1 protein-coding gene is annotated in these 1,237 nt (G+C 71.3%); it reads right to left on the minus strand.

Annotation, left to right across the window (positions count from 1 at the left end; translation table 11 throughout):
* A partial coding sequence (locus ACZ7BZ_RS38330) for a polyketide synthase dehydratase domain-containing protein (protein ID WP_470362419.1) occupies positions 1-1,237 on the minus strand: 1,237 nt, incomplete at both ends.

A 1,237-nucleotide genomic window follows, 5' to 3' on the forward strand; every position in this document is an offset into this window, starting at 1 on the left:
GCGGGTGATGATGACGAGGTGGGCGTCGTCGGTGCGGTCCTGGGCGAGCCATTCCTGGATGCGGGTGAGGGTGTGTTCGGCGGTGTGGTGGGCGGTGGTGAGTTGGTCGTGGAGTGGGGTGGTGTCGTCCTGGGGGTGGATGACGAGGAGGTCGGGGGTGGTGGGTGTGGTGGTGGGTGTGGTGTCGGTGGTGACGGGGACCCACTCCAACACCAGCGGCGCGAGGTCGCCTGACACGAGCTTCGCCGCGTCCACCGGCCGTGTGGCCAGGGCGTCGACGGTGAGGACCGGCTTGCCGTCCGGGTCCGTCACCTCCAGGGCGATCGTGGCGTCGTCCGCGAGGGTCATCCGGGCGCGGAGCGTTCGCGCACCGGAGCTGTGGAGGCTGACGCCCGACCAGGAGAACGGCAGCTCCAGGTCCATGCCGTCACCGCTGGACGCGAGCCGCACGTGGAGCGCCGCGTCGAGCAGTGCGGGGTGGACCCCGAAGCCGGCCTCGCTGACGTCCTCGGTCAGTTCCACTTCGGCGTACAGGCCGTCGGCGTCCTGCCAGGCGGCCCGAAGGCCCTGGAACGCGGGTCCGTAGGTGTAGCCGCGTCCGGCCAGTTGCCCGTAGAGGTCCGCGATCGGCAGGCGCGTGGCGGTCGGAGGCGGCCAGGCCGCGTGCGGCCGAGTCGGCGGTGCCGGCGGCGCTTCGGGTGAGAGTACGCCGGTGGCGTGCCGGATCCACTCGGCGTCGCCGAGGCGGGAGTGGATCGTGAAGGGCCGACTGCCGTCATCGCCGGGCGAGTTGACCTGGATCTGAAGGTCGACCGTGCCGTTCTCGGGCACGAGCAGCGGGTTGTCGAGGGTGATGTCCTCCGCGTGTGTGCAGCCGACCTCGGACCCCGCCCGCAGGGCGATGTCGAGGAACGCGGTGCCGGGGAGCAGGACGGTGTCGAGGACGGCGTGGTCGGCCAGCCAGGGCTGCGCTTCGAGGGAGACCCGTCCGGTGAGCACCAGGGCGTCGCTGCCCGGTAGTTCGATGGCGCCGCCGACCAGCGGGTGTCCGGTGCTGTGCCGTCCGAAGTCGCCGGTGTCGGCGACCGGGTGGAGCCAGTAGTGCTGGTGTTGGAAGGGGTAGGTGGGGAGGGGGGTGTGGTGGGGGGTGTGGTGGGGGGTGGGGGTTTTGGTGGTTGTGGTGGTGGGGGTGTTGTGGGTCCAGGTGTGGGCGAGGGCGTGGGTGAGTTGGGTGGTT

This window comes from Kitasatospora sp. NPDC036934, from assembly GCF_055608425.1.